The following is a 23,096-nucleotide window of genomic DNA, read 5'->3' on the forward strand; positions in this document are numbered from 1 at the left end:
ATTGACTACTATATTTTGTCACAAGAAAAGCCCCATAATCATTAGACTTACTTGTCTAACAATTGTAGGGCACTTCACATCAACCCAGCCCAAATGACGATTTTATTTATAGCGAACGGTTTTATACCATTTCGCTTGTTTATGAAAGATTTGTTCACGAATATACCCCACCATTCCGTATGCTGCCACAGCCAACCACATTTGACTATATACAAGATACATAATCATTATCAACAATAAATTTGATCCGGTCATCTCACCCTTCTCAGTTGTGATCGCCGTAAATGTACTAATCACAAACAACACAACCGCAAAGGCCCAGACAACGTTACTGAAACCCTGTAATTCCGAATGAGCATATCCGGCCACCGATAGAACAAACACAGTATCTGAAAGGATTAACTATGTCATCAACAAAAAATAAATCGATGCAAAATACAATAAATCAAATCGAATTTTTTGGGCTCTTTTTGAAAAAAGTAAATGCATATTCTTTAAAATGACATAAATATTGCCCTTCACCCAGCGCGTTCGTTGATGAAACCAAACACTCAAAGTTTGGGGTTCCTGCTCCCAGGTCACCGCTGCGGGCTGAAACTCGATGCGATAGCCCATTTGATAAATCCGAAAACTAATTTCAGTATCCTCAGCCAATGCTTTGACATCCCAACCGCCAACCTGCTCAAGGAGAGATCTGCGGATAACATAATTGGTTCCCGGGATCGTACACAATTTAAACAATTGCCGGCGTCCTGCCTGGGCCATCCACTGAAAGGCCAGCGTTTCAATATTGATAAATCTCGTCAGAATCGTGGCATTCTTATTTCGGGTCCTAAACTTACCAATTACAGCGCCTACCTGCTCATCCTGCAGCAATTCCGCCACTAAAGTTGAAAGGGCATCCTTTTCAGGCGTGTTATCGGCATCGTAGACTGAAATCACGGTCCCTTTTGCAACTCGCAAGCCAATGTTTAAAACATTTGATTTACCTTTACCGCCCGTTTTCTGATCTGTGTTAATGACGACCAATTGACGATCAGCATACAAGTCCTGAAGCCCTTTTAACAATTCAGCGGAATTATCGCTTGAGTTGTCGTTGATCACAATGACTTCATACCGTGATTTGGGATAATCAAAATCAAGTAAGGCCTGAACCGTCTTAACGATCACGACACCCTCATTATGAGCGGGCACCATGATTGAAACAAAAGGTGGTTCATTCGGTAATCGGGGTCTTTTGGTATGTGCCCATTTTAAATAATATGTATAGCCGGCTATCGTGAGTACGAGGTTAATGATCAAAATACCCCAAATGGAAATAATCGCGACTAACAAAAATGCATCCAGAATCGAAATGATGGATCCCCTCTTTCATTGAATGTGCCAATTGTCCAAATATTGATTTTATATGCCAGCCCCTAATCGCTTGCTTTCACACTCTGATTTGAAATGTGCTCAATCAAGCAACAATCTACATGTAAGCATCTTTGCAAAAAATTCCAAAACCGGGAATTTTCTCCAAAGAAGACTTACATTCCGATTGCTAACCGCTTGCTTTCGCACTCTATCTTTTGAACATTCCCACATAAATTTTTCTGCCAATCACAATAAAAACCAGCAGGACGACCAAAATCGCGCTAAATAAAATTAATAACACGTGTGACTGAAATTTGAAAAAGTGGTTTAAGGATCCGGTCACCGTTTCGGGAGTTGTCTCCTCGGGCTGACGGCTGCCGGCCTTGCCCACATCCACTGGACTGCCATTCAGAAAGTAGGTTCCCTTTCGATAATGATAATTGGCGGAACCAAATTTAACTTGCGCGTCCAATTGAGTTGCCGGGTTTAGCCACCGGAAGGGCAGTCGGTCAACTTTTCTTTCCAAATCCCGCAAACCTACATTGGTGGTTGGCATTTGAAACGTCACCGCTGTTGGCATGGCGAAAGTCATCTTTCTTCGTTGACGGATTGTGAGCAAGTTATCACTTGCCAAGCCATAGTAACTTTGCTTAAACACCTGGGAATTTCTAGTTGAGGTCACCTGATGTTGCCGTTGAGAGCTTGGTAACAGCACAACCTGATCAGCAATTTTTAACCCTTGACGCTGATACAGCTGCTTCTGGTTCCAAAAGCCGTCGGTACTGATTCCCACTGGAAACACATGATTTTGACCCAGACTTGTCAATTCTGTAATCATCAGCTGATTAAGTTGCCGTTGATCCGTTTGATAAGCTGTTACGGCCGGTGTCTTTAAGAAGACAATCCCGTTTCTGGTCTCGATATTTCTGAGGATCTTGGTAAACCGTTTAAATGCCGCCAAGTCTGTATTGGCACCGACACTAGTTGTACTAATCGCAAATGGTATTCCGCGGTCAAAGAAGTCGCGGCTTAGGTGGTTAAGCAATTTTAGGTTTGAATATGGCGTGACATTTGCGATCGTCAATAACGGCTGCTGCTTATCTAGCTGCTTTTGAAACAATTTGCCAATCAATTGGGAAGCCACCTGTAATGCCAGGCCATTAACTGAATAAAACGGCAGGTACCCAGATTTGTGGTGAATGATCCCGGCCGAGAATTGACGCTGCTGAACTTCTTGAGTTGTTAATTTTCCAAATTGTTGAATCTTGGTTGACTTGTCGAATTTGAAAACCGTCATAGTGTCGCTCAATGGCAGTAACTGAGAATTATCATGGGAGTCACTCAAGATGAGCTGTTGATGGCGCAGAGTTTCAGCGGCACCCCCAATTTGGTCAGCCTCCGCTTTGGTCAAATTGCCGCCAATATGCAGCTTAATGCCAGAAAATTGGTGCCGATCATGTTGAAACTGCCAATTATTAACCGGATTTTGCGCCCAATTGACCATCGTAATGACGCCCCTATATTTTCCGTTTTGGAGCATCCCTGAACGGTACTGAGATTCAGCGATCGTTCGAACACTCAACTGATGACTGGTCAAAAGCCGTTGTAGGGAATCAATTTTTCGGTATCCGTGGTCAGCCGAATTCTGTGAATCGTAAACAAGTAATACCCGATCAGTCGCCGCAGTAGCTGACGCCGTTTCCAAAAAAGCTAATCCAATCAAGGCCAGGAGAACCACAAGTAGTTTTCTTAAAGGTTTCATTTTGGCGCCTTCTCCCCTGAATGATCTGATTTAGCTGGCATTCCCCACAAACGACGATTCATCCAATCAGCAATCAAAAGGATCCATGCCAAGCTCAGACTGACCGCAACCGGAAACATATTTCTCGAAAGATTATATGTACCATACGAAACAATATCAATGACGGGTAGCAAAATCACGACAGTTAATAGTCCCAACATCAAGAAGAATTTGAGAACGCCTTCGATATTGCGGTGCCGAAAACTATTCACCATTCCGATTGTATAAACCACCAACAAAGCAGCCATTATCAGCACATTGAAGGCATATTTTCTCGGATAAAAACTTTGCATTAACAAACTATACCCTGAAAAATATTGGGTTTTTGCTCCCGGCAACTTTCCTGCAGTCGCATCATAGTTACCAACCGATTGAATTCGAATTTGCATCACATTTTTGCCCGCATCATCCAATAGCCGCAAAAATTGAGAAAAGTGATTGAAATAGTATCCGGTTGTCCAAGCCGCATTAAGCTTACTGATCAAGTGTCGATGAACATATTTTGAATCCGGCAAAATGGCTGAGTAGGTGTTGGGATAGTAATCGTTATCCTTCATTAACGCATACTGTGAATCAATGCCACCAGCTGTCACTTTTAAAGAAGGCTCAGTCGTTTGCAAGACACCATGGGTAAAAGCCTGATATCGATTCAAAGACTGATATCGCGTCGCCACTGTCTGATGGACAAAGGCTCCCATCCCAATCAAAGCCAACATACCAATCACCACGTACACTTGGGCTAAGCGTCCTTTGAAAACAAACAACAGCCCACAGGCCATGATTAACAGCCCCAAAGTTAAGGGGACATTATGGTAATCAACAGCAATTAATAATAATGAGGCCGCAAAAAAAGCGATCGTCGTTAACCGATAATGCTTCACTAGTTTACGAGTAATCAATAAAAATAAACCGAAGCAATAAAGCATTAAAATGTACGTTCCGGCTTCGGAAAAAAAGGAATTAAACGGGATGGTAAAGGCGGTATCCGCAAATACAAAAACAATGATTAATGCAAGCACGTAATTGCGAAAATGACGATGAGGTGCCGTTAGCCCCCGGGTTAAGAGATAAATCGCCCCTAAGAAAAATACATAGTAAACAAACCCCAGGAAACGGACATCGAAAACATGGGAGCTGGCGAATACTTTGTTAAGCGCAATCGCGGCTTTAACAAATAAAAATTGTGATGAATAAATTGGAACCGCATTCTCATTATAGAATTGCATGATCCCAAATTTTTCGATCACGTAGTTAAAATAGACTGAGCCATGGGTGCTCAACCGATAAAGGCCGTTTTGTGAAAGCACCTGTAAAAAGTCGCCATTATCTGCAAGCCCGTTGACCGGAGGAATGAACAACAAATAACCAACGATGACTGCACACAAAATTGTGGCAAGCAACGCTGGTGAAATGAACTTTGTTAATCTTTTTATACCAGAAATCAAAAGTTTCTACCTACTCAACTTTTATGATGAACGATTTAGATAACTAAAATGATATGATAATACTCAATTAATAATAATTATAGACATAACCGTTAAATTAGCAAGTCGAATAATCGGCTCAAATCCACTGTCAACAGTGTGTTTAAATGCGGCAAGATTTCGAAGAACGCCGTCCTCCAAGGATTTATGGTAACTAAAAGTAAGGGGTTAATCATCAACCAATCCTCTAATGATGACCACCGTTTTATTTACTGATGCGCCTAAACTGAGAGCTACGCCAACTGCTGCCTTCAACCATTTAACGACAAAGGACAACCATTCCAACCTCAAGAATGCTTGTCCTTTGTCGTTAAATTCTGGAATTAACTTGCCTAATTCCAGTTTGCTACGTTTTTGTTACCTATTGATGACCCCACCCGGACTCGAACCGGGATCAACCGCTTAGGAGGCGGGTGCCCTATCCAGTTGTGCTATGGGGCCAAAACAACACGACTTAATTTTCTCATTTTAAGCGTGTTGTGTAAAGACATTATTTTTCAGTGCGCTTATGGTGCATCCCTTTTCGTTTGGAATGCTTATGCTTCTTCTTGCCCGAATGTGATTTAATCGACTGATTGACTTTGTTTTGATTGTTCTTTCTCGACTTCGATTTCGAAGCTTGCGCATCAGTCTTTTCTGAAGATCCATTTTTTTCGTTGGACAATTTGACTGGGTCTTTTGGTCTAGTCGCCGATAATTGATTCCCGTCAAAGTAGATGTTAGTCAATTCATAACCGTCAGTTCGAACCAGCTTCTTCAAATTACGCAGGTCATGATCATCACCCATGTTAATAACCAAACCGGTTTCATGCATCCGACCAGTTCGCCCCACCCGGTGAATGTAAGTCTTCGGGTCTTTGGGGAGATCAAAATTAATAACCGCTGGCAATTTAGGAATATCAATTCCTCGCGCAGCAACATCCGTCGTCAGAAGTAATCGAACCCGTCCGAGGCGAAAATCCTTGAGCGCCTTTTGTCTGCTGGTTTGTCGCTGCTCAGACGTCAACTCCGCTGCCTCTTTGATATGACGATGAGATAAAAAGCCACCGACTTTTTTTAAAGTATCCATTTTATCAAAGAAAACCAACGCCTTGAAGTCCTTCATATGCAAAAAGCGCAGGAGCATCTGTTCCTTCTTGTGGTTGGATACTTCTAACAGTGTATGACTCACTTCACCTCTGGTATCGTCAATATCAGACACATCAAACGTCTCAATCTCTTGGACAAACCAACGATTGAGATGATCCAGCAAGTCACTCCTGGTAGCCGAGAAAAAGCCAAGTGACACCGTCTGTGGTGACAAGTCTACCAGCGACCGAATGGAATCTAACGTATCCTCACTCAATAAATTGTCAGCTTCATCGATCACAATCGCTTTTAATGAATCCAGCTTCAGCTTACCGAGGTCAATTAGGTTCATGATTCGCCCGGTGGTCCCGACGATGACGTTTGGATGAGTTTTCAGCTTATCCATCTGTCGTTTAATATTGGCACCACCGACAATTCCTTCGACATTTAAGCCGATCAATTTCCCCCAGTCACTTAAGACTTGCTGGGTTTGCATCGCCAGTTCAGCAGACGGTTCCACCACCAACAATGACAAACCATCTTCTGGGTGAATATTCTCCAACAATGGAACGGCAAAAGCAACCGTCTTTCCCGATCCAGTAGGTGCCAGCCCGAGGACACTTTTACCATCTTTTAATGGTTGATAAACAGCTTTCTGGATAGCTGTCTGCTCCTTGTAGCCTAATTGTCGTGCGTGTTCTTCAAACTCTCTTATCAAAGCTTTTCTCCGTTCATTATGCTTCTTCACCAACAAAATACAGGTGCGCATCTTGTCGCAGATTAAACATTAGTTTATTCACATACATGCTCAATTGGCGCCAATTCTCATAATCTTCGTGATTCTGTTTGGCCGTTGGATCATTGATCACTCGGGCAAAGTCCTCAGCCTCTGGCAGCATTGGATTCTCATCGATTGTATTGGCGATCACCTGCTTATTATTGTCTTCATCGACATAGGTGACTGATCTTAGTTCACCGGCATCGTCAATTGAAATCAAATCCTTAAGACCATATATTTCAGACGTCATATGAGAATTTGAAACCTTAGAGAAATTGAGGGTAACGCTGTATTCAGGATAAGACAGAATTGCCGTTCCCTTACCGTCAACCCCGGTTCGAATCAGTTGGGGAAAATAGGCCACTTCCTGCGGCATCCCAAACAGGGCAACCGCATCATAGACTGTGTAAACGCCAAGGTCCTGCAAGGCACCACCGGCATATTTCAATGAAAAGACATTTGGTTCTTTTCCGGCCAGAACTTGATCATAACGGGATGAGTATTTTGAATACGTAAACTCCGCTCCCTGAACGGTGTCCAGGTTGGCGAGTTGCGCTTCAATGGCATGAAAGTTCGGGGTATGAATATTTCGAGCTGCTTCAAAATACAACACATCTGGATGGTCGGCCAACATCTCTTGAATTTGAGCCATTTGTTTCTGATTCATAAATGCCGGCTTTTCAACGATCACATTTTTGCCATGCAAAATTGCAAGCTTAGCCTGTTCAAAATGGAGGCTGTTTGGTGAAGCAATATAGACTGTATCAAAAACACCATCATCAAAGAAGGCATCTAAATCCGTAAAGATTTCTGCCGCGCCATTTTTTTCTGCAAATTTTTTTGCAGTATCCTCATGACGTGAATAAACGCTGGTTAGATCATATGATTTGGACAGCTTCACAGCCTCAACAAACTGCTGTGTAATCCAATTAGTTCCAATCGTTCCTAATTTAATCATCTTATCCACCCTTTCTTAATTAGATTGTAACAAGGTTTTAATACAATGAAAACGAATTTCAGCAGGTCTGTTATATTAATCAGTTATAATCTGAGATGAATACAAGCTAGGGGATGGTTTACCATGCGGAAAAGAAGCATTTTTTTATTTTTAATTTCACTGGGGTTTGGTCTGTTTCACACACCAAAAGCATCAAAGAAAGAATTGCCAGCCGTCGATCCACGTTTCTTTGTGGGCAGCTGGTTCTTTAAAGATCGCAGAAATCGAGAGCATGAAATTGTCATTGAGCCAGATTTAAAATTGACAATTGATGGTCAGGACATGTCCGCAAAGGTTTCATCAATGACGAAGTATGAACTGTCATACATTGACAAGTTTGGCTATAAACTAGAAATTCGGGGGAATGAAGCCAGGCCAGTCAAATTCTATGATGAATCAGAAAACTTTACGTACGATTTAACAAACGGTTAAACAAAATTAAAGATATCGCAATTGGCAACCTCAGGATGACCTGGGTTGCCTTTTTTGCTCTCTGCGCACGCTAATTCAGATACCGATGCCACTTCCCTTTTCCACCGTTAAACACAGACATTGGGAGAAAGACAATTTGCTTATCCATTTTAAAATCTTCCTTCTGATTGACTTGAATAAAGGTGGCATCCCCATTTGGTTTCCCTATTTGGGCATCTGTGGGCCAAAATTGACGCTTCCCAGTCGCTTGAACGTGAAGATGGTCAATGATACTTCGGGTCGCTGAAATCACGATTGGGCGCTTATAGTAGGCTCTCAGGCGATCGCTCAAACTGGCCACATCTTTTCGAACTGTTTTCCATTGCAGACTGTTTTCCCCATAGGTGCCGTAATATTGAATCGCAATACAGATCGGCAAACTCCCGGTATTATCCTGAACAGCACGGACAAAGTTTTTGAATTGCGCAGTTGGTGAGCTACTAAAGCTGAAATAGTGGTAGACCCCTACTGGTAACTGGGAGCCCTGACTGCGTTCGAAGTTACTCTGAAAACTGTCATCGGTAAACGTTGCGCCCTGTGTAGCCTTCAAATAAGCAAAGCTGATCCCATCACTTTTCAAACTCTCAAAATCAATATAGCCATTGGTTTGGTTGATGGTCACCCCACGAATTGGGTACTTCTCAAGTTCATGCTTTTCATGTGAACGGACAACAAAAAAGCCCAGAGCAATCACAACCACTAATAGAAAAATGCCGAATAGAAACTTTTTTGTCGCCTTGCGTCTTCGGTATGTTTCTGCATATATTGGTTGAATATCTCTACGCTTCATAAAATAGTCATCTCAGTTAACACAGCAAAATTTAGCTGCGAGTACTTTCAATAATATTTTGAACATTTTGAATGGTATCTTCAGTTGCCGGCCCCATTCGAACAGTTGCCATCATAAACAACGTATCGATAATCGTCATTTGGGCGATCAGCGAGTACATCCCTTCGGAGCGGTAATTAGACTCATCACTGGATGAAACGAAAGTAATGTCACTATGGTTGGCAAGCGGTGAATCCTGATAACCGGTAATGCCGATTACAGGGACTTTGCGCTGCTTGAGGGTTTCAGCAATCTTCAATGTTTGCCGGTTCTTGCCGGAATGTGACACAACAATGCCACAGTCATCTTCACCTAATTTTACTGCTTGCATAAGTTGAACGTCAAAGTCTGGATAGTAAAAGCAGTCAATTGAGGTACGCAGGAACTTATGATAACCATCAAGGGCGATCAAAGACGAACCACCAAGGCCAAATAAGCCAAGGCGCCGACAGTGGATGATCCTCAATACGGCGCGGGCAAAATCATTTTCATCAATCCGATTGCGGGTATCCCGGATGGCCCGTTGCGAACTGGTAAAAATCTTGTCAGCGATGGTTGAAAGCGAGTCGTTCGCATCAATATCCTTAAAAATTGGTAGGTTCTGGGGACGCAGCTGTGTATAGGCCAACGATAACGTAAATTCACGGAAGTTCCCATAGCCTAACGTTTTAACCAGACGAGAAACCGAAGCCGTCGACGTTTCGGTCTTCGCTGCTAAGTCTTCAATATTTGCTTCAGAGGCTGCCTGTGGATTGTCGATCACATAGCGGGCAATTTTCTTGTTTGTCCGACTTAAATCCTCAAATGATTGTTTTAATAATTGAACTGGCGAGCTCATTTTGATCACCTTTCGTTTCTAGCTGTTCAGCTGATAAATCCATAGTTTTCTATTGTAAATATTTTACATCAAAATAGTTGCATTGTGAAATTGATTTCCATATAATAACCTGGTGGCGTTTACACCCATCTGAAAATTAACAGACACTTTATTTGAAGTATAGCAGTGAAAATGCTAAGTTTATTGCGAGGTGGTGCTGGTTTTAGAACCCATCATTTATAAGGACAATGATGACTCCGCTATTATTTTATATTAATTCAGCACAATAACCAACTGCTTTACTTCATAATCGAAAGGAAGTTATTCATATGGATTATACACTAGGTGTCGATATTGGAACAACCAGTGTCAAAACTGTTTTGTACGATATCCACGGCAAAGTTCACGGCTACTCAAACGATGGCTATCCCCTTTATCAGGATACGCCTGACATGGCCGAAGAAGACCCTGAAGAAATTTTTTCCGCAATGTCGGATGGGATCACCGAAATCCTGCGGAAAGCGAATTTAAAGAAAGGAGAATTGAAAGGGGTTGCTTTTTCTTGTGCAATGCATAGCCTGATTCTATTGGACGAAGACCACAAACCCCTCACCCGAGCAATTACTTGGGGAGACAACCGAGCAGTTAAGTACGCTGATGAGTTGAAGCACAGTCCTGAAGGAATGGAAATTTACCAGCATACTGGAACGCCAATTCATCCAATGACGCCACTAACCAAGTTGATTTGGCTTCGGAATGATCATCTGGATCTTTTCAAAAAAGCTCGTTGGTTCGTTGGAATTAAAGAGTACATTCTCTACAAATTATTTGGGGTGTTAAAGGAAGATTATTCCATCGCTAACGCCACTGGGATGTTCAATATTTATAACTTGGATTGGGACAACCAAGCACTCAAGATTGCCGGCGTCACCCGGGATCAACTGCCTGAGCTTGTCGATACAACTTACCAGCTAACTGGCATGCACGAAGAATATGCAAAGGTGTTGGGGATTGACATAGACACACCATTTATCATTGGGGCTTCCGATGGCCCATTGGCTAACCTTGGTGTGAACGCCATTCAGCCAGGAGTTGTTGCCGTTACAATTGGGACTTCAGGAGCGGTTCGAGTTGTCACTGACAAGCCAAAAACGGATCCAAAAGCCCGGGTATTCTGTTATTACCTAGCTAAGAATATGTGGGTTGTCGGCGGACCGGTTAATAACGGTGGTGTCGTCTTCCGTTGGGTCCGTGATCAACTCTGTGCACCAGAAAAAGTCACTGCCGAACAAATGCACATCGATCCATATGATTTATTGACAGAAATTGCCGCTAAGATCCCTGCAGGCTCCGATGGACTCTTGTTCTTCCCATTCTTGGGCGGTGAACGGGCCCCTATTTGGGATGCCAATGCCCGCGGTTCATTCTTTGGCCTGAATCGCACCCATACTCGGGCTCACATGATTCGAGCGGTCTTGGAAGGTATTGTTTATAACTTGTACACCGTCATGTTGGCCTTGGAAGAAGTCGTTGGCCGGCCGAAGAGTATTCAAGCAAGTGGCGGTTTCGCCCGTTCTGCCCTTTGGCGCCAAATGTTAACTGACATTTTTGAACAAGATGTTGCCATTCCAGAAAGCTTTGAAAGCACAGCCTTAGGAGCCGCAACCCTTGGGATGTATAGCTTAGGCTTAATTGACAGTTTGAGCGACGTTTCAAACTTTGTCGGTACAACGGTTGTCCATCACCCAGAACCGAAGAACTTCAACGCTTATCGAGAATTGATTCCAATTTATATCCGATTAAGCCGCTCCTTGGAACCTGAATACAAGCATATTGCAGATTATCAGCGCCGCCATGAGCACGAAGACACTGATGCCAACAAAGAGGGATAGTTGGTAAACAATGAGCCCAGTCGCTCCAAGTACTGATAGAAAAGGGGAAAAATCATGTTACTTAAATTACTTGCTCTGTTAATCGGGATCATTATTTTGCTGGTCTTGATTATCAAGTTCAAAATTAATACATTCGTTTCGTTGATTCTAACAGCCGTTATTACAGCTGTCATGTTGGGAATGCCACTCGGGACAGTTGCCGATTCGGTATCAAATGGTATCGGTAGCCAACTTGGTGAATTGTCAATGGTCTTTGGGTTTGGTGCCATGCTTGGTCGACTGGTATCGGATTCCGGTGGTGCCTATATGATCGCCGAAACCTTGATTAAACGATTTGGTAAAGCCCGGCTGCAAGTTGCCGTGATGATTGCGTCATTCATCCTAGGGATTGCCTTGTTCTTTGAAGTCGGGATGGTTTTACTGGTTCCAATCGTCTTCGCAATTGCCGTTGAAGCCGGTGTGCCAATCCTTTATTTAGGAATTCCAATGGCAGCTGCTTTGTCAGTTACCCACGGCTTCTTGCCACCTCATCCAGCACCAGTTGCCATTGCGCAAGTTTTGGGTGCCAATGATGGTAAAGTTCTGTTGTTTGGATTCTTCATTGCCATTGTTGCCGCATATATTGCTGGTCCTCTGTTCTCAAAGATCGCCAGAAAATATGCGCCAGCTGCCTTTGAACGTAAAGGTAACCTTTCTTCAATCGGTGAAGTAAAAGAGTTCACCCCTGAAGAATCACCTTCGTTTGGCCTTTCCGTTTTAACCGCCTTATTCCCAGTTATTTTGCTAGCTATTTCTACAATTTATAAAATGACGGTCAACGGTGGGGTCGATCCAAAGAATCCGAGCTTATTGGATTCGATCATTGCCTTCATCGGCTCACCAAGTATCGCAATGTTAATTTCATTATTCTTCGCAATGTATACCATGGGTTGGGCTCGGAAACGAACGACAGCTCAAATCATGGAATCCTTGGAAAATGCCGTCAAATCAATTGCCATGCTGCTCTTGGTTATTGGTGGTGGTGGTGCTTTCAAACAAGTTCTGATTGACGGTGGTGTTGGTAAAGCCGTTGCTCAATTGTTCTTAGGCTCATCTATCTCGCCATTAATCTTAGGCTGGTTAGTCGCCGTTGTGCTCCGGGTTGCTTTAGGATCCGCCACAGTTGCTTCATTAACCGCCGCAGGAATTGTTGCCCCATTGATGGCTCAAGCAGGCGTTGATCCAGCACTGATGGTTTTGGCAATTGGTGCCGGTTCCCTTGCCGCATCACATGTTAACGATGCCGGCTTCTGGATGTTCAGAGAATATTTCGATTTGACAATCAAGCAAACATTACAGACATGGACGGTGCTTGAATCCGTGATTTCTGTTGTTGGTATCGTCATGGTCATGGGATTGAATTTGTTGTTCCACTAAAATGAGCGTGCGAAAACCAACCGGTTACCGTATCTACAAGGCTTCTCATTTACAATCTTGATTATAGATTGTAAATGAGAAGCCTTTTTTCACCATAAATTGGAAATATCAATTGTCCACAACCTAATTAGGTGCTATATTGAACTTAGATCATTAAATTATTTAAGGAGCGTGGTTATAGTGGCAAAACAGTATCAAGCAAAGATCACTGCACTGAATGGCGACAAAATTGGGATTAATCCAACTGGTGAAGCCACTTTTACGGTTGACAAGGATACATTAACAGTTGAAATCACAATGGATCATACTTCACCTAATACCCAGCATTGGATGCATTTTCATGGGTTCCCCGACGGTAAAGATGCTCAACCAGCAACAATTGCCCAGGATACCAATCATGATGGCTATGTTGACCTACCAGAAACCGAACCAGTTTCGGGAACAACCATGGTGCCGTTTAACGACCAACCTGAAAAGATGGCAATTCCAACGGATACTTACCCAGTCTCTGACGCAAACGGCCATTTCCACTACAAAAAGGAAGTGCCGCTAAAGGAAATTAGTGATAAATTTAATGAAGTCTTTCATGATCATAACCTACAGTTAGAAAAACGGGTCATTTACGTCCATGGTGTTCCCGATTCAATGGTTTTGCCAGACACAATTCAAGGGGCTGTCGGTCAGTATGATCAACACACCACCTTACCAATTGCAACGGGCAAAATTGAAGAAGTTTAGGTAATGACGATATTGTTTCCATACATTTTAACGACTTGACTTAGTGGAAACTTTTCAAGGGCCGGGACAAAACGAACCGTTTTGCCTCGGCCCTTTTGCATTTCCAATACCAACTTCCAAATTAGGCCATCAGTATCAACCACCTGATTGATTCTGGTGTAAAATGATGACCATAATGGAATCATCTGAGGGGGAATTCTTATGTTTCACTACTCAAAATCGCGCTTAGTCGGCATTTCTGACGGAATCTTTGCTGTGGTCCTGACAATCATGGTCTTGGATATCAAATCACCCATCAGCGAATCAGTCGGGCCGCTGACTGAACTGTTTAAACATTTGGTCATTTACTTTATTAGTTTCGCAATTGTCTCCCAGTACTGGGTTTATCATCAAGAATTACTCAGTGGAGTTAAGCAGGCAACCCCCATGTTAACGATCACTAACATCTACTACTTATGCTTCATCAGCTTAACCCCGTTTGCAACATCATGGCTTAACGACAGCTTTCTTAGTCGTGACAGTGCCATCGCTTATTCTGTCGTGATCATTTTAGTAAATTTTACTCAATCATTAATGTTCAGAGAAGTTGCCAACTTGGCCGAGAAAAACGGTACTGAAGTAACGGCCCACGATCGTGAGGAAATCCGTTCAGCTCAAGTCATGCTTGGCGTTAGCATTATTTACCTCGGCTTCGCTTACTTTTTGCCAAAGTATTTACTGATTGTTATCATCATGGGGCTTTTATTACGAACAACGGTTACCCAGATTGCACGTTTGATCAATAGAGTTCCGAGAATTCACCATTAAATTGACGCGGTGAAATTTATGGGCCCTGCCGATAGATTTTTCAACTCATCCATTCTTGACAAAGTGCTATCTGCTATCCGGTTCTCAATCATTCACCAATTGGAGGCCTCAACATGCGGAAAATCCTCTCAATCATCGGCATTTACCTGCTGAGTTTCATCTATTTTGTCATGATTTTATTTTTGAGCCATTTGACAAATACATATGCTTTAAGAACCACGATCACACCCTTTGATCTCATTAATAGTTTAACCGGGTTGCTCTTTTTTCCGGTTTCATTAATTTGGTTTCGAGCCCTTATTCGGAATACTCGAGACAACCCCGGGGCCACAAGCGAGAGCGCTTTGAATCGTGGGGTGGATAGTTCTGCCTATTTTTTAGCGGTTCAGACCAGTAATGCGACAGTGCTTATCCCGGGTGGCTATGATTCGATTATATTTAAAATCCTATTACTTTTCTGTATTGATTTGACATTGTACATCTTTTCTCTGCCGTTATTAATTTTGATGATCCTTTCAAAAATATTTAACTGGCACTTATTTGAAACCATCATTTTAGCATTCGAAAGCCATCGCTACCGCAAAGAGATGAAACCTTCCAAGCTTATTTCCCCAGTCGATCTGCAGAAACTAACCGCCCTGATTCAAGAATCTCAGTTCAAATTGATTTTTATTGGCAGCCCTCGCGATCGACTGAGTCGCCTCATTGTTCCTAAATTGAAATACGCGCTGAAATTAAATTCGATACAGGCTTATTATTTCGATTTTACTGATGCTGACCCAGATGACTACCAATCCCTTTTTAACCGGATTGGCATTACCGCCTTGCCCAGTCTGACGATAACAAATGGTGATGGCAGCGTGACTTCTATTGATCTAGATCATCTCGAAAAAGCGATTCAATTTTGGAGTCAAAAACGCACCCGTTAAATTCAACCTCGTCAACAATCAAGCGACTTCTCAGTTCCCTTGAAATTCTGAATAAAGCCACTTTAAAATCGTCCGTTACTAGATAAGGCCCATCATCCGAAATTCAAATTCTCGAATTTCGAATGATGAGCCTTATCTGTCGGACACTATCAATTTTTGTATTCTTATAAACGAGTGGTTTCTTTATTCCAAATCCGCATTCTCTCGGCCACCAAATAAACAGCCACTGCTTTCAATGTATCCGCCGGAATAAATGCCAAATTTGACACGAGTGACCCAATCAATGAAATCGGGCTGACCAGCCATAACCAGACTGAGCCGATAACATCGACCAATAAGACGCCGGCGAACCAGATAATACTTAATCGACTCCAACGACGGTTAATAAATGGCCGGGAAAGACCATAGCCGATCATGAGTGGCGTTAATAACCACCCGAGCAAATAGCCGCCAGTTGGTCCGGCAAAAACTGCAGGCCCTGCCTGACCACCACTGAGCACTGGAAAACCAATCAACGCCAGCAAGAGGAACCCGAAAATCGCCAGGGTTCCTTTTTTGGGTCCTAAAATCACGGCTGCTAACATGATTCCCAAATTCTGAATCACAATTGGAACCGGAATGAAACCAAGTGGTAACGGTGGGATCATTCCCAAAATAATAATGGTTGCAGTAATCAGTGCCGTTTGAACAATTTCTCTGATTTTCATCTAAACGCTCCTATGAGTTGTTAACGGTTAAGTGAACCCCAATCCAAGTTAACCATAAATGTAATGGATTAGCTCAGCCAGTATAACCATTCTCTGGTAAATAAACTTTCGTCACTTCACCACTAGAAACTGTCAGCTGCCCTGAATCAGTGTTCATCACCAATGCCCCTTCATTATCGAAATGATCAGCAATGCCCAGATAGACCCGGCTGCCCATTTCGACCCGAATCTTTCGACCCAGGATATCTGATAATTGCGCATATTCCGACAAAAAATTGCCAGTTTGGTAAGTTTGATACATGTAAAAGAAATTGTCGATAATCTTGGCCACAATCTTATTGCGGTCAATTTGGCTATGAGCAACAATTGCGCCGGCTTTGTGTTTAATCGGATCCGGAAAGTCATCTGAATCAACGTTGAGACCAATCCCCACGATCACATTTTCATGAGAGCCATCTTCAAGACTGGCAGTTGTCTCAGTCAAAATCCCACCACATTTTTTGTCATGAGCAAGAATATCATTGACCCATTTCACGCGAAAATCGACCTGTGGAAAAAAGGGTTGAAGTGAACGAACTACACAGACGGCTGTGCCAGTTGTGATTAACCCGGAATGCAACGTTTGGCGAGTTTGAATCGGAATCAGCAGGCTCATATAGATACCGGTCTTGGCTGGTGAATAAAATCGCCGACCCAAGCGCCCACGCCCTTTCGTCTGGGTATCCGTCACGAAGATCTGGGGCTTGTACACCGTTTTTTCGGTGCCGTACTGCTTAGCGTAATCATTGGTTGAAGTTAGCCGATCAAACACGTGCGTTCTGACCGGGTAAGTTGTCACTCGATAATGATCGATCACTTGAGCATCAAAACATTTTGACTTCTGATAGCTGTATCCCAAGCCCTTCTTCGTCTCAATCAGATGCCCCTTTTGCTTAAGCTTTTGAATGTTATTATAAACGGCCGGCCGACTGATGTTGAAGTGCCGAGCAAGTTCATTTCCGGAAATATAACGGTTATCCAGTTCCAATAATGCTCGTAAAATCTGTGATTGATGATCCGCCATTTTATTACCTCATTTTCCTCGCCGGCTTTGACAATTGACCGTCCTGATTAAATCAGATGAACGCCCTTATCAACATATACCACATCGCCGGTCATTCCAGTTGACAAATCACTCATCAAAAAGGCAGCAACGTTACCAATTTCATCAGTTGTAACACTCTTTTGATCAACTGTCCGTGATTCGGATTCTTTTAATAACTCGCCATGATGTTTAATCCCAGTAACTGCCAATGTCTTAACGGCCCCAGCAGAAATTGCGTTCACTCGAATACCAGTCGCACCTAAATCTGATGCCAAATAACGGACGTTGGCTTCCAAAGCGGCTTTGGCAACGCCCATCATATTGTAATTAGGGATTGCCCGAGTGGAACCAAAGTAAGTCAACGTCAAGATGCTGGCTGGATTGTTCAGCACTGGTTGAGCATATCTGGCAACTGCGATTAATGAATAAGCACTGATATTTTGGGCTAAATCATACCCATCTTTAGTGGTATTAACCAATCCAGAAGTCAATGTATCCTTGTCAGCATAAGCAATGGCATGAATGACACCGTCAATCTTACCATAGCGGTCGCCAATTTCAGCGAACGCCTTTTCAATGTTTTCATCTTCTGAAACGTCACATTCAAGTAAGTCCAGGTCTTCGGGAACAAAGCGCTTCAGACTCTTCTTGATCCGATCATTTTGATACGTCAGGACAACTTTTGCGCCCTGGTTCATAATTGCCTGAGTACATCCCCAAGCAATGCTTCGCTTATTCGCAACCCCCATGATTACGATTGTTTTACCATCTAAAAAGCCACTCATGATTGGGCCTCCATTTTATTTTTAATTAATAATTTCTAAACCGTCGTTGTCTCTGTTCAATTAATTCGCTCATTGGCAAATTCTCGAGTTCGGTAAACTGTTTGTCCAAGAAGTCGCGCAAATCACTTAAATCATCACCAGGTTTATATTCATGAATAATTTGATTAATAATACCATCTTTCAGTAAACTCTCTGGAGTTAACCCAAGTTCTTCGGCAGCCTGTTGCACCTTTGAAGAATCTTTCCACATAATACTTGCATAGCCTTCGGGCGAGAGAACGGAATAAATACTGTCCTCAAACATCAACACCTGATCACCACATGCCAAGGCGAGAGCTCCCCCGCTCCCACCTTCGCCAACAATGATACTGATATAAGGTACCTTGAGCTGCATCCCCTGAATGATACATTGAGCAACTGCTGAGCCCTGACCATGATATTCGGATTCCACGTCTGGCCAGGCGCCTGGTGTATTAACCAACGCCAAAATGGGCCGGTGGAATTTTTCAGCTTGCTTCATTAAGCGTAGTGCTTTGCGATAACCTTGTGGCGTCGAACTCCCAAAATGACGGTCAATATTCTCGTCAGTATCAGCGCCCTTTTGGATACCCACAACCGTGATTGGCCGGTTGTTCAACAAACCAACTCCACCAATCAACGCGTGATCATCCGCCTCTAATCGATCGCCATGGAGCTCAAAGAAGTCAGTTGTCAAACCATGAATCAGCTCTGCAGTCGAAATTTTATCTTTTCTACGAGCACCTTGAACCCGCTGATAGGCTGTTTTATTAACCATATGCATTCTCCTTTGTATGTAAGCGGAGGAGTTGGGTCAGTGTTTTCTTCATGTCGGACCGTTTTACAATCTGATCAATGAAGCCATGTTTCATGACGGTTTCAGCGCTTTGAAAATCTTTTGGGGGTGTTTGCATGATTGTTTGTTCGATTACACGACGACCGGCAAATCCCACTAAAGCATGTGGTTCAGCTAAAATGATGTCCCCGTCCATTGCAAAACTGGCAGTCACCCCACCAGTCGTTGGATCGCAAAGAACCACGATGTACAATAACCCAGCCGCACTATGTTCCGCAACGGCACTGGAAACCTTTGCCATTTGCATCAAGGAGTGTAGGCCTTCCTGCATCCGAGCACCACCTGAAGAGGTGAACATGACCACTGGTAAATCCTTTCGAGTGGCCAGTTCAAACAACCGGGTAATTTTTTCACCGGTTGCACTGCCCAGACTACCCATGATCCAAAATGGATCCATAATGCCCACAGCAACCTGTTGCTTATTCAGCGACCCAATTCCAGTCAGCACACTTTCGTTAAGACCAGTTACTTTCTTGGCTTTGGCAATCTTAGCTCGATACTTCTCATCAGTGTATCGATCAGGAACCGTGATATTTTGATCAATTTCAGTGAACTTATCAAATGTGATCTTGACACGCCGTTTGGCCAAAATCCGAAAACCATACCCACACTTTGGACACGTATGGTCACGGCCCAACCTCATCGATAAAAACTTGGCATGACAAATTGGGCATTCCCGCAGTACATGGTCGGGGATTGCATCCATTCGTTTGACTAATTCGTCATGACTGGGCATTTTAAACCGACTCTGCAACATGGAATCCCTCCTTGTTCGTTAAAACCTGATTTTCGATAAAGTTGGTTGAATACTGGCCGGAATTAAATTCAGCAGTGTTAATCAAATACTTTAAGAAGGTTTGATTAGTCACTACCCCATTGATCTCGAGTTCCCCTAGAATTCGATTCATCTTGGCAATTACGGTATTCCGATCATTCAAATGAACGATCACTTTGGCAATCATTGAATCATAGAATGGTGAAATAAAGCTTCCCTGGGCGACCCCGGAATCAATTCGAACTCCGAGTGACCCAGCCGGAAAGAACAAACGATTAATCCGACCTGGTCGGGGAGCGAAGTTATGACTAGGATCTTCGGCGTTGAGGCGACACTCAAGGGCATGTCCCTTTACGGCTGCATCTGCTTGCGTAAATGGCAACTCTTGCCCATCAGCAACCTTCAGCTGGGCTTTAACCAATTCGATACCGGTCACTTCTTCGGTAATCGTGTGCTCAACTTGAAGTCTGGTGTTCATTTCCATGAAGTAAAAGTGGTGGTCTTCGGCCATCAAGAATTCATAGGTCCCTGTATTGGTATAGCCTAATTTTAAAGTTGCATTGGCAACAATTTCGCCCAATTTTTTCCGTTCAGTCGGTGAAATCAGGACACAGGGGCTTTCCTCGATCACCTTTTGGTGGTTCCGCTGAAGGGAACAATCCCGCTCTGGCAGATAGACCACGTGGTTAAATTCATCGGCAATGACTTGCATTTCGACGTGTTTGGCATTTCGAATCAATTTTTCGACATAAATATCATCGTCGTTGTACGATACCCGGGCTTCTTGTTGAGTCTGCTCGAAGGCACTACGAAGATCTTCTGGTCGATCAACCTCACGAATTCCCTTACCACCGCCACCTGCAGCTGACTTCAATAAGACTGGGAAGCCAATTTTTTCTGCAACTGTTTCTGCTTGACTGGTTGTTTTGACAACTCCCTGGCTACCAGGAATTACTGGCACGCCAGCTTTTTCCATGGCTTCTCTGGCATTTGATTTATCTCCCATCAGCGAAATCAATTCGTGACTGGGACCGACAAACTTGATATGACAGGTTTCGCAGAGTTCCGCAAATTCGGCGTTCTCTGACAAGAATCCGTAGCCAGGATGAATTGCTTCACACCCAGTCAGGTTAGCAGCACTAATGATTTGAGCCATATTGAGATACGACTCGGTCGGTTGTGGCCCACCAATACAGATTGCCTCATCAGCTAAGTGAACGAACAAACTGTCTTTATCAGCACTAGAATAGACTGCTACCGCCGTGATGCCCATATCGTGCAGTGCCCGAATAATTTGGACGGCAATTTCACCACGATTAGCCACTAATACTTTTTTAAACATCTGCTCACCTCCGTCATTCAACTGCAAAAATTAAATCAGCTTCACAAATTGATTGGCCATCACGATGAATCGTCCCGTGACCCAAGCCAATATTCCGTTTCAATTTTTTCATGACAACTTCAAATTCCAACTTGTCACCGGGTCGAAAGTCATCTTGAAAAGTGGCATTCTTGATTCCACCGAAAAAGACATTCTTCCCTTTATTTTCAGGAATCGACAAAATCGCCGCAACCCCGGTTTGAGCCATTGCCTCGATCATAATTGGGCGTGGCACTGCTAATCGACTACTCGTTTGGTTGGCAAAGAACCACTCATTAATCGAAATCAGCTTAATGGCTGAGGCTGAAACTCCTGGTTGAACATCAATAAACTTATCAATCATTTCAAAGGGATAACGCTGTGGAATGACATCATTTACTGCTGGTTTCATTTAATTACCCCTTCGTGACTTGAAAAATCGGCTGGTCATATTCGACCATGCTCCCATCTTCAACTAAAATATTAGAAATTGTTCCAGTGACATCGCTCTTGACCTCGTTGATCATCTTCATGGCTTCAATCACACAAACGACCTCACCTTTTTCAACGTGGTCACCCTGTTTTTTATAAACCGGTTTATCCGGACTTGGTGCAAAGTAAACGACGCCGACCAACGGTGCCTTAATTTCGGCAACATTGTCCTTGACTGACTGTTGCGGCTCGCCAGCAGGTTGAGAATTGGCACTGGTAGATTTTGGCACTTCACTGACTGGCGTTTTAGAACTAGTCGGCTGCTGAACAACAACTCGGTCATTCTGCTCACGTTTACTCAACTTTAATTTGAAGTCATCCTGAGTCAATTCGAAGTCTTTCAGTGATGATTGATCAAATTTCTCAAGCAAGCGTTCAATTTCTTTCTCATTCATTGTTTAATCACATCCCTTAAATGCAATTACCGCGTTATGGCCTCCAAAACCAAATGAGTTACTAATTGCGTAATTTACGGGGGCTTTTTTATTGTCGTCGTTAACCAACTCAATATCACAGGCTTCGTCTTGGTTAACCACACCGACGTTTACGGGCATCTGGTTATGCTGGATTGCGCCAATCGTTGCAACGGCTTCAATTGCGCCGGCAGCTCCCAGTGCATGGCCAGTCATCCCTTTGGTACTGCTGACTTTAACGTGGTCGTTCTTGGCAAAGACTTGTTTGATAGCTTTAGATTCGGCGCTGTCGTTAGCATGGGTGCTGGTTCCGTGAGCATTGATGTAATCAACTTCGGTTTCATCGATGCCGGCTTCATCAACCGCTTGTTGCATGGCTCGAATGGCACCCTTGCCTTCTGGATCCGGGGCAGTCATATGATAGGCGTCGCTGGTGGTTCCATAACCAACAATTTCAGCTAAAATATTGGCATGGCGGGCTTTGGCGTGATCGTAATCTTCAAGGATCACAGTTCCAGAACCTTCACCAAGCACAAATCCATTCCGATCCTTGTCAAATGGAATTGAAGCTTTCTTCGGATCGGTTGCTTTGGACAATGCCGTTAAGGCCGCGAAGCCAGAAATTCCAATTTCATTCACTGACGCTTCGGTTCCACCCGCAATAATGGCCTTCGCCTTGCCTTGCTTGATATACTCAAACGCATTTCCAATCGCGTTAGTTCCTGATGAACAGGCGGTGACAATTCCCTGGCTGGTGTTCAACGCATTAAAAGCAATCGAAATGTTACCGGCCGCCATATTAATAATTGAATCCGGAACAAACAATGGGGATACTCGCTTGGGACTCTTATCATGCATCTTGATGACCTGTTCTTGAATGGTGGTCAAGCCACCAATCCCAGAACCATAAATCACGCCAAGATCTTCGGGGTCAATGTTGTCTTCGGTGAGACCAGCCATCTCCATTGCTTCTTTGGCACTATACAGTGCATAAGTACAGAACAAGTCATTTCGCTTGGCAAACTTCTTATCAACTCGTTTTAACGGGTCAAAGTCTTTCACCTCACCAGCAACGGTAATGCCAGTCGGCTCTGCGTCAAATTTGGTGATTGGATTAATGCCCACTTTAGAAGCAAATAAATTCTTCAAAAAACTTTCAACATCGTTTCCAATTGGGGAAACAATTCCCATTCCGGTAATCACTACTCTGCTCATTAATTTAC

22 protein-coding genes, 1 tRNA gene and 1 pseudogene are annotated in these 23,096 nt (G+C 43.4%); 6 read left to right on the forward strand and 18 right to left on the reverse strand.

All coding sequences use genetic code 11. The annotated features are described in order from the left end of the window. Positions 1 to 102 precede the first annotated feature (102 nt). The 6 genes and pseudogenes from QUF07_RS07225 to QUF07_RS07250 form a co-directional block, all read right to left on the reverse strand. Positions 103 to 1,356: pseudogene (locus QUF07_RS07225) on the reverse strand (glycosyltransferase family 2 protein). Between the two features lie 208 nt (positions 1,357 to 1,564). Further along, positions 1,565 to 3,118 carry a hypothetical protein gene (locus QUF07_RS07230; RefSeq protein WP_289427087.1) on the reverse strand — a complete coding sequence of 518 codons (1,554 nt, stop codon included), beginning with the start codon at positions 3,116 to 3,118 and terminating at the stop codon, positions 1,565 to 1,567. Further along, positions 3,115 to 4,602 carry a glycan biosynthesis hexose transferase WsfD gene (wsfD, locus tag QUF07_RS07235; protein WP_289427089.1) on the reverse strand — a complete coding sequence of 496 codons (1,488 nt, stop codon included), beginning with the start codon at positions 4,600 to 4,602 and terminating at the stop codon, positions 3,115 to 3,117. Before wsfD ends, QUF07_RS07230 begins: the two co-directional genes overlap by 4 nt. A 407-nt stretch (positions 4,603 to 5,009) precedes the next feature. Then, positions 5,010 to 5,082, reverse strand: a tRNA-Arg gene (locus QUF07_RS07240). Between the two features lie 49 nt (positions 5,083 to 5,131). Further along, entirely contained in the window at positions 5,132 to 6,427 is a 1,296-nt protein-coding gene (locus tag QUF07_RS07245; RefSeq protein WP_217163604.1) for a DEAD/DEAH box helicase, read from the reverse strand. A 16-nt stretch (positions 6,428 to 6,443) separates the two neighbouring features. Then, positions 6,444 to 7,445 (reverse strand): Gfo/Idh/MocA family protein, encoded by a 1,002-nt coding sequence (locus tag QUF07_RS07250; RefSeq protein ID WP_217163606.1) that lies wholly within the window; start codon positions 7,443 to 7,445, stop codon positions 6,444 to 6,446. Between the two features lie 123 nt (positions 7,446 to 7,568). On the opposite strand from QUF07_RS07250, the gene QUF07_RS07255 reads away from it, so the two are divergent. Continuing rightward, a complete protein-coding gene (locus QUF07_RS07255; protein WP_217163608.1) occupies positions 7,569 to 7,916 on the forward strand; it encodes a DUF4828 domain-containing protein in 348 nt (115 codons plus the stop codon). A gap of 70 nt (positions 7,917 to 7,986) precedes the next feature. On the opposite strand, the gene QUF07_RS07260 is transcribed toward QUF07_RS07255, so the two are convergent. Continuing rightward, complete coding sequence (locus QUF07_RS07260; RefSeq protein ID WP_289427090.1) at positions 7,987 to 8,745, reverse strand: GH25 family lysozyme; 759 nt, start codon at positions 8,743 to 8,745, stop codon at positions 7,987 to 7,989. Positions 8,746 to 8,776: 31 nt separating this feature from the next. Continuing rightward, positions 8,777 to 9,622 (reverse strand): MurR/RpiR family transcriptional regulator, encoded by an 846-nt coding sequence (locus QUF07_RS07265; RefSeq protein ID WP_289427091.1) that lies wholly within the window; start codon positions 9,620 to 9,622, stop codon positions 8,777 to 8,779. A 308-nt stretch (positions 9,623 to 9,930) separates the two neighbouring features. Between QUF07_RS07265 and gntK the strand changes: the two genes are divergently transcribed. The 3 genes from gntK (at position 9,931) to QUF07_RS07280 (ending at position 13,647) form a co-directional block, all read left to right on the forward strand. Next, complete coding sequence (gntK, locus tag QUF07_RS07270) at positions 9,931 to 11,493, forward strand: gluconokinase (RefSeq protein ID WP_289427092.1); 1,563 nt, start codon at positions 9,931 to 9,933, stop codon at positions 11,491 to 11,493. 54 nt (positions 11,494 to 11,547) lie between these two features. Then, the gene (locus tag QUF07_RS07275) at positions 11,548 to 12,909 is read left to right on the forward strand and encodes a gluconate:H+ symporter (RefSeq protein ID WP_289427093.1); all 1,362 of its coding nucleotides are present in this window, start codon (positions 11,548 to 11,550) and stop codon (positions 12,907 to 12,909) included. A gap of 180 nt (positions 12,910 to 13,089) precedes the next feature. After that, positions 13,090 to 13,647 (forward strand): hypothetical protein, encoded by a 558-nt coding sequence (locus QUF07_RS07280; protein ID WP_289427094.1) that lies wholly within the window; start codon positions 13,090 to 13,092, stop codon positions 13,645 to 13,647. On the opposite strand, the gene QUF07_RS07285 is transcribed toward QUF07_RS07280, so the two are convergent. Then, complete coding sequence (locus QUF07_RS07285) at positions 13,644 to 13,832, reverse strand: hypothetical protein (RefSeq protein ID WP_289427095.1); 189 nt, start codon at positions 13,830 to 13,832, stop codon at positions 13,644 to 13,646. The two genes, QUF07_RS07280 and QUF07_RS07285, sit on opposite strands and share 4 nt — an antisense overlap. Before the next feature lie 16 nt (positions 13,833 to 13,848). Here QUF07_RS07285 and QUF07_RS07290 point away from each other — a divergent pair, with 16 nt between their 5' ends. Further along, positions 13,849 to 14,454 carry a TMEM175 family protein gene (locus QUF07_RS07290; RefSeq protein WP_217163620.1) on the forward strand — a complete coding sequence of 202 codons (606 nt, stop codon included), beginning with the start codon at positions 13,849 to 13,851 and terminating at the stop codon, positions 14,452 to 14,454. A 113-nt stretch (positions 14,455 to 14,567) separates the two neighbouring features. Continuing rightward, positions 14,568 to 15,383: a hypothetical protein gene (locus QUF07_RS07295; RefSeq protein ID WP_217341467.1), complete on the forward strand. Its 816-nt coding sequence runs from the start codon at positions 14,568 to 14,570 to the stop codon at positions 15,381 to 15,383. Positions 15,384 to 15,547: 164 nt separating this feature from the next. Here the strand turns inward: QUF07_RS07295 and QUF07_RS07300 are convergent, their stop codons facing one another. The 9 genes from QUF07_RS07300 to fabF form a co-directional block, all read right to left on the reverse strand. After that, positions 15,548 to 16,090, reverse strand: coding sequence for a biotin transporter BioY (locus QUF07_RS07300; RefSeq protein ID WP_289427096.1), 543 nt, complete (start codon positions 16,088 to 16,090; stop codon positions 15,548 to 15,550). A 73-nt stretch (positions 16,091 to 16,163) separates the two neighbouring features. Then, positions 16,164 to 17,153, reverse strand: coding sequence for a biotin--[acetyl-CoA-carboxylase] ligase (locus tag QUF07_RS07305; RefSeq protein WP_003630368.1), 990 nt, complete (start codon positions 17,151 to 17,153; stop codon positions 16,164 to 16,166). 47 nt (positions 17,154 to 17,200) lie between these two features. Further along, the gene (fabI, locus tag QUF07_RS07310) at positions 17,201 to 17,959 is read right to left on the reverse strand and encodes an enoyl-ACP reductase FabI (protein WP_054640358.1); all 759 of its coding nucleotides are present in this window, start codon (positions 17,957 to 17,959) and stop codon (positions 17,201 to 17,203) included. A gap of 25 nt (positions 17,960 to 17,984) precedes the next feature. Further along, positions 17,985 to 18,755, reverse strand: coding sequence for a carboxyltransferase subunit alpha (gene accA / locus QUF07_RS07315; RefSeq protein WP_013855212.1), 771 nt, complete (start codon positions 18,753 to 18,755; stop codon positions 17,985 to 17,987). Then, on the reverse strand, positions 18,748 to 19,590 hold the full coding sequence (locus QUF07_RS07320) for an acetyl-CoA carboxylase carboxyltransferase subunit beta (RefSeq protein WP_013855211.1): 843 nt from the start codon (positions 19,588 to 19,590) through the stop codon (positions 18,748 to 18,750). Before QUF07_RS07320 ends, accA begins: the two co-directional genes overlap by 8 nt. After that, positions 19,571 to 20,950: an acetyl-CoA carboxylase biotin carboxylase subunit gene (gene accC / locus QUF07_RS07325; protein ID WP_217163627.1), complete on the reverse strand. Its 1,380-nt coding sequence runs from the start codon at positions 20,948 to 20,950 to the stop codon at positions 19,571 to 19,573. The genes QUF07_RS07320 and accC overlap by 20 nt, the downstream gene beginning before the upstream one ends. 13 nt (positions 20,951 to 20,963) lie before the next feature. Continuing rightward, on the reverse strand, positions 20,964 to 21,380 hold the full coding sequence (locus QUF07_RS07330) for a 3-hydroxyacyl-ACP dehydratase FabZ family protein (protein ID WP_013855209.1): 417 nt from the start codon (positions 21,378 to 21,380) through the stop codon (positions 20,964 to 20,966). A 4-nt stretch (positions 21,381 to 21,384) separates the two neighbouring features. Then, positions 21,385 to 21,855, reverse strand: coding sequence for an acetyl-CoA carboxylase biotin carboxyl carrier protein (accB, locus tag QUF07_RS07335; RefSeq protein WP_289427097.1), 471 nt, complete (start codon positions 21,853 to 21,855; stop codon positions 21,385 to 21,387). A 3-nt stretch (positions 21,856 to 21,858) separates the two neighbouring features. Beyond that, complete coding sequence (fabF, locus tag QUF07_RS07340; RefSeq protein WP_217163633.1) at positions 21,859 to 23,088, reverse strand: beta-ketoacyl-ACP synthase II; 1,230 nt, start codon at positions 23,086 to 23,088, stop codon at positions 21,859 to 21,861. Positions 23,089 to 23,096 lie beyond the last annotated feature (8 nt).

This window comes from Lentilactobacillus sp. TOM.63, from assembly GCF_030361045.1.
GTDB lineage: Bacteria > Bacillota > Bacilli > Lactobacillales > Lactobacillaceae > Lentilactobacillus > Lentilactobacillus dabitei.